Source organism: Leptolyngbya sp. FACHB-711 (assembly GCF_014695615.1).
In the GTDB taxonomy this organism is placed as follows: Bacteria; Cyanobacteriota; Cyanobacteriia; order Elainellales; family Elainellaceae; genus Leptolyngbya_A.
The window spans coordinates 1-5,360 of sequence record NZ_JACJOR010000567.1 but is presented as its reverse complement, the minus strand read 5'-3'; the positions used below and the strand labels follow the sequence as shown (position 1 = coordinate 5,360).

The 5,360-nt window shown below is 46.5% G+C and carries 4 protein-coding genes and 1 pseudogene; 2 read left to right on the top strand and 3 right to left on the bottom strand.

Translation table 11 applies throughout. The features are described 5' to 3' along the window. The 3 genes from H6F80_RS28130 to H6F80_RS31005 all read right to left on the bottom strand — a co-directional run. Window positions 1-553, bottom strand: a 553-nt coding sequence (locus tag H6F80_RS28130) for a hypothetical protein (protein ID WP_190794822.1), incomplete at its 3' end; no start/stop codon positions are given. A 542-nt stretch (window positions 554-1,095) separates the two neighbouring features. After that, window positions 1,096-1,734 (bottom strand): hypothetical protein, encoded by a 639-nt coding sequence (locus H6F80_RS28125; RefSeq protein ID WP_190794821.1) that lies wholly within the window; start codon window positions 1,732-1,734, stop codon window positions 1,096-1,098. 395 nt (window positions 1,735-2,129) lie between these two features. Continuing rightward, window positions 2,130-2,270: an HNH endonuclease gene (locus H6F80_RS31005; RefSeq protein WP_347277938.1), complete on the bottom strand. Its 141-nt coding sequence runs from the start codon at window positions 2,268-2,270 to the stop codon at window positions 2,130-2,132. 530 nt (window positions 2,271-2,800) lie between these two features. Between H6F80_RS31005 and H6F80_RS28115 the strand changes: the two are divergent. Both H6F80_RS28115 and H6F80_RS28110 read left to right on the top strand, forming a co-directional pair. Then, a pseudogene (locus H6F80_RS28115) lies at window positions 2,801-4,456 on the top strand (IS1182 family transposase). Window positions 4,457-4,567: 111 nt separating this feature from the next. Beyond that, window positions 4,568-5,360: coiled-coil domain-containing protein (locus H6F80_RS28110; RefSeq protein WP_190794820.1), on the top strand; the 793-nt coding region annotated here is incomplete at its 3' end.

Sequence of the window (5,360 nt, the reverse complement as noted above, 5' to 3'; positions counted from 1 at the left end):
CAAATTCCAGATTGTATCTCTTTCCAAGATCAATAAAATCGTCAGTGCTTAATGGTACACCTTGCTCAAAAATAAAACGAATAGTTTGATCTCGTTCTTGGATATAGTTGCTGTATTCTTTGATAGCTACTTGATCTGCATCACCAAGCGTTGCTCCAACTCCAAAAAACTTACGGTAAATTTCGCCTTCCCTGTTCATCCAATATCTAACTACAGCCCACTGAAAACTACAGTCGTGTAGTTCGTAATAGATATAGCCCCTAACTTCTAGTAGTTCATTCTGTATTTCTGACGCTAACGTTCTGTTTTTTGATGATCTCAAACCCTTGTCTGATTCTAGGTGAGACTCACATCTCCAATAAATTTTAATTTCATCATCATCTACCTCTATATCTTCTGAAAAAATTTCTCCATAAATGCTTTCTCCAAATTCATCAAACTCATCTGCGAATTCGCTAACTACACGAGGATTATTGATCGGCACAAAAGGATCGTAAAGATGACAATACTTCACAAACTCAGTCTGTGATCTAGGGGAATAAGGCGCAACCATATCTAGTGAGAATTTTAACTTACATACATAAAATACCCAGGTAGGGCTGCTGTCTAACGGCAAAATGCAGCGGCGGCTAGTAAACCTAGAAGCTTCACAAATGACTTTTAACCGTCCGCTGCCATGTAGTATACGCCTGGCATGGGCGTGAACTAGTGAGGTGAAAGTCCCCTGGAGGAGAACCAGCGTCCAAATGCTCGAAAGTTCTTGGAGCCGAGTGACGACAACTCCTAGCTTAAGGCAAGGGCACTTCCGCGAGGAGGGATCTGAAGGAAGCTAGCGGCAAACCTGCGAGCCAACGAACAGAAACGTCATTGAAGGCTGAGATCTCTGGGGTGAGTTGGCACAATAGGGATTGTGATTGATTCAGCAGGTTTGGATGAAAGTTCAAGGATACGCTTGAGTCATCAATATTGTTTGCGCGTCTTCATGAACCGCTTATTGTGGACTCGCCTGATGAATGGTGTGGGAAGGGAAAGTTAAATGCTCTCCTCGACCCGATTAAGTGGTGTCTCAATCTGTTTTTACTGTAATAATAAACTCTATTCCCAAGGATTATCGTCTGCCCATGATTCTTCGCTGTAGTCATCATGTATTGGCAAGGAACCAAAGCGGCTGTCATCGTATTCACGTCGGTGGTATCCAATATACTTGCTTCCATCCATTCGATCTACACTGTTGCAAGCATACCAATCTACATAGCCATTAAATCCACCATTCTCAAAGTAATATTTTTTTCTGTTTTTTCGATCAATGTAATGCTTACTATAATGAGTTGAAGTTTTGTATAAGCAATCAATCATTTCTTCATATAAAACTTCAAGACGTTTAGCTCCTGTTTCGTAAAGTTTTCTCTGAATCCTATTACTATAAAGTTTATTGATTTCATCAAAGCTATAGCCCATGAAGTTTTCAAGAGCCATAATAGTTAAGATCCTAACGTTATTAGTATTGTAAAGATAGTCTTTTTTGCTTCTTAGCCAGAAGTTGATCAAACTTATAACCTCCTGGAATTTATCCCTTGTCAAACATTCTAAAGATTCAGCAAATTCTTCTAAATTTTCCTCGTTATTCACATCAAGTTCTTGACAATGAACTTTTTTCAAATGATTTTCCAGACGATCAAATCTTACTGAACAATGACATTTTGGGCACTGAACTAACTGCTGTGAACTGTTCATTCCTAAAACCTCCGAGATAATTGATTGACAAAAGTTGAAGGGAAGTACAGCCCCTAGTGAAAGGGTGCTTTGGGGTTACTGTAAAGTTATCACTCCTACAGATAAACCATGCAAACCTCCCATTTATATCATCAACTGCAAACTCATTTGGGTCAATCTGTTCCTTGGAAATAGCAAATTTTGAACGAGGGCAATAGTCAGAACAGATTGAGGGAAGAAATAAATTAAATGAAAGACGTCTAACGAGGTCGGAAAAGATAGTTATGTCCGTATAAATTTCTGGCATAGGTGTTAATTTAAGCAGGAGAGTTGCCCCTCCTGCTCGGCTCCAGAACCGGACGTAACCCTCTCAAGTTATCCGGCTCCTCAGTGAAAGGGTGGTTGCCAGACAGACCTCACCAGGGATGTTCAGAATTAAGGATGAATTGAACGTCCTTAACTTGTCTATCCTGGAGTGTTTTCAGGTCGTGGCAATGTCGATGGAGAAGCTGCTGATTGTGAATCGAATTGTTCCCGCCATGAGCGCGAGGACGAATATGGTCGATTTCTAGTGGTCGCGTGCCGTGCTATTGACCGCGATCTGCCCACGGGATGAGCAATAAGGTTGAGGGGATAAAGTTGAAAGGGTTAGTGGGAGCGGAATTGAGAGGAATTTCGATTCACTACGGCTGCCGCCGTGTGAGGATGAGGGCTGCGCTTTGCTCCACCCTTCTGCCGGGGCAGGGTTTTTCCCACTGCAATGCCCTAATCCATTAATGCCCTAAGCCATCAATGCCCCACATCAGCAGGACTCAAAACGATCAACAAACTTCAGTCATCAACGATCGCCCCAAGTCGCTCAGTCTCTACTGTTTTAGGGGTTTCAGTGGCATCAGCTACGCTGCTGCTTGCTCGCTACAGGGCTGCGCTATGCTTGCCCTTTCCCTAAGAGGCGATCGTTTGACATGAGCTGTTTATAGGCGTGTGGGAAGCAAAGATACCGTTGGCGAATTCATCGAAGAAAAATCAAGGCAACAGGTCTCCCGTAAGATAAGGGTAACGGTACATGGCTTAACAGAGGTGCATTATGTCCATGCAGCCCCAACCCATTCCTCCCGTTCCAGAAGACACCGCAGCAGTTGCACGAGCCGCCTTTCCTAAAGGCAACCTCTACCTCCAGATTCGCGACACCCTCGGCAGCATCTACCACGACGAAATCTTTGCCTCCCTCTTCTCAAGAAGAGGACAACCAGCTCAAGCTCCCTGGCAATTAGCTTTAGTTTGCGTGATGCAGTTCATTGAGAATCTGTCTGACCGTCAAGCCGCAGATGCCGTTCGGGCTCGCATTGACTGGAAGTATGCCCTCAGCTTACCCCTGAGTGATCCAGGATTTGATTACTCAGTTCTCAGTGAGTTCCGCGATCGATTAATCGCAGGTAATGCCGAACAATTGCTGCTAGACAAATTGTTGGAACAATTACGCGAAAAGAAACTGCTTAAGGGACATAAACGGCAACGAACGGATTCGACTCATGTTCTTGGTGCCATTCGCAGCTTGAATCGATTAGAGACATTAGGAGAGACGTTTCGTGCTGCACTCAATAGCTTGACGGTTGTAGCTCCAGACTGGCTCCAGAACCACCTAGAAGTCGAATGGTTTGAGCGTTATAGTCGCCGCACTGAGAACTATCGATTACCTAAACTAGACAGCGAACGAGAAGAATTGGGGCGCACGATTGGTAAGGACGGATTTGCCCTATTAGATGCCGTTTACCAATCCTCCACTCCAGTGTGGTTACGCCAGGTACCAGCAGTAGAAACGCTCCGGCAGGTATAGCTCCAGCAGTTTTATGCACCCACTGAAGCAGGAGAAGTCCAATGGCGAACACCCAAAGACATGCCTCCCTCAACCCTTGCAATTCATTCTCCGTATGATGTCGAAGCCCATTACAGTTCAAAGCGGAGTGTGAATTGGGTTGGGTACAAAGTTCACATCACTGAAGCCTGCGATCAAGACTGTCCCCACTTTATCACTGGAGTCTGTACAACTTTATCGACCCGAACAGACGATGCAGTGGTTGATGAGATCCATCAGACCTTATCTCAACAACAATTGCTGCCTGAGGAACACCTGATGGATGCTGGGTATATCACCTCTGAACACATCGTTAACAGTGAGAACAACTATGACGTGAACCTGATTGGACCTGTTCGGGGTAATCCAAGTTGGCAGAATCAGAAGAATGCAAAGTTTTCATCTGAACAGTTTCAAGTTGATTGGGACAACCAAGTAGTAACTTGCCCGAAAGGGCATCAAAGCATCATCTGGCGATCGAAGATTGACAACCGAGGATTGCCTGTCGTTCATGTCCATTTTTCCCAATCGGATTGTCGTCACTGTCGAGTAAGAAAGCAATGTACCCATTCAAAATTCGCTCGCAGAATTACCTTACAGCCGCAGGCAAAATACGAGACTTTACAGCAACGACGGCAGTTTCAAGAAACACTAGAGTTCAAGAAATTGTATCAACAACGAGCAGGTGTGGAAGGCACTTTATCGCAAGGAGTGCGGCGGTTAGGCTTGCAGCAATCTCGTTATGTGGGATTAGCGAAGACGCATCTTCAGCACATTCTCACTGCGATTGCCCTCAATTGGATTCGTTTAGGAGCTTGGCTATCAGGAGTTCCCCAAGCACAAACTCGGCAGTCTCGATTTATGGAGCTGAAGCCTAAAATTGCCTAGATTTTTCTCTAGTGAATTCGCCAACGGTATCTTCGCTACCCTTGCCCCTACTTCGGCTACCGCCTGGTCGATGACCAGGGCAATCCCATCACCGCATCCGGCATCAAGCTCATGGCGAATCCCCCACTTCCTGCGCCAACGCAGGCTCAGATCCAGCAGCAGATCCACGCCAATCAACAGCTTGACTCCCAGCACAATCTTGAGGACTCTGACGACTCTGAGGAACCCACCATGACTCCTACCCCTGATGCCGTTAATGCAGTAGCTCATCAGCTTGAGGAACTAATCCACACTCAAAAACCAGCAGCGGAAGATTCTGCTCCGGCTCCTGCCCAGCATTCCCGGCAGCAACGCCAGAAGCCGAAACCTAGTAAACCCAAACTCAAGGATCTGGCAGTCAACCTCTCTGACCTCGCGGCGGCGGCTGAAAATCTTGGACTCGAACGACCCAAGGGCAAGGGTCAGGGCTATCAAGCACTCCTCCACCAACTCCTCCACACCCTCGCCAGTGCTGAATCCGATTTCTCGGCTCCGTTGCACTCGACTGATTCTCCGGTTGCGGGTGAAGAGTTAACCCAAGCGATCCAAACTCTCACTCAGGAAATGTCTAACCTCCGTCAGCAGCTCGCAGTCATCACCACTCAGCTTCACTCCACCCAGCAGCAGCTCTCTCAGGCTCAGCATGAACAGGAATCCCGACGACTCCTCGCTGCTGAAGTGGAAGCCCTGCGGGGACAGCTCGAACAAACTCAAAACGATCGCTCCTCTCTCCAAGCTCAGCTTGACCAACTCCTCCCACTCCAAGCAGAGCGGGATCTGCTCAAAACTGAACTCAAAAAAGCGCAAGACCTCCTGGGTCAATTCCGCTTACTCTCGATGGGCGCTGCTGCTATTCAGCCTGATC

Coding starts and splice junctions, on each gene's coding strand:
- H6F80_RS28125 (WP_190794821.1), bottom strand. CDS start 1,734: ATGAACAGTTCACAGCAGTTAGTTCAGTGCCCAAAATGTCATTGTTCA.